This is a genomic window from Vibrio sp. 03_296 (genome assembly GCF_002265885.1).
This window is the reverse complement of record NZ_NPKW01001010.1, coordinates 1-932: the sequence shown is the minus strand read 5'-3', so window position 1 is coordinate 932 and position 932 is coordinate 1. Positions and strand designations below refer to the sequence as shown.

Sequence of the window (932 nt, the reverse complement as noted above, 5' to 3'; positions counted from 1 at the left end):
CGGTAGCGTCGTCCGCAACTTTCGCTGTTAGAGGCTGCACCTTGCGCGTTAGAGGCGACATCGGATGCGGTGGTGGCCATTTCATGCATTGCGGTAGCGAGCTGTTCCAGTTCACGTAGCTGCTCTTGCATGGCCGCCGCAGATTCTTGTAGGCCACCAGAGGTGGTTTCAGAACCACGAAGAATTTCTTCACCAATGGCTTTCGACTGTTTGATCAACTGCTGAAGCGTGCCCGTGAAGGTGTTAAACCCATCTGCCAGTTGAGAGAATTCTTTGTCTGTATTGGTGTCCAATCGTTGGTCAGATCCCTTCACCGATGCCACGTCTTGAATGGCGTTATTGAGATCATCAAGAGGGCGCATCAAGGTGCGAATCAGTACCAGCAAAATCGCAATACTTAAGAGCAAGGCAACGATGGTGTATACGATGGAACTGTTGCGTAAGTCATTGATGGATTGATAAGCAATACTTTCATCGAGGACGATGCCCACATACCAGTTTTCCCCTGGTACCGACGCAAAATCGAGCGTTATAAGAAATGACCGGTCCAGTACGACTTGCTGCGGGTTTCGCGAATTTGCACGTTCGGCATGTATTCAGACATCCGGTTTGCCATTGAGCTTAGTGTCTGGATGCGCGATGGTGGTGCCATCGTTCGGAAACGATGAACACATAACCCGCATCAAACAATTTTACCTGATTCACGAGTTCGGCAAGGCCCGCTAAGCTTACGTCGTAGAATATGGCGCCAATAAATGTCCCGTTGTCTCGTACGGGGGTGGCGATGGAAACCAAAATTTCATTGGTCGCGGAATCCGCATAGGGAGCGGTGATGATGAGTTGTCCTGCATTTTTGGCAGCCTTGTACCAAGGACGAACGCGAGGATCCCAAGTCGGCCCAGGGTTCCAACTAGGATCGTTGTTAATGTTTG

Annotated in this window: 1 pseudogene; it reads right to left on the bottom strand. The window is 50.3% G+C overall.

Annotated features, from left to right (window positions below):
• A pseudogene (locus CIK04_RS35860) lies at positions 1-932 on the bottom strand (cache domain-containing protein); the annotation flags it as partial.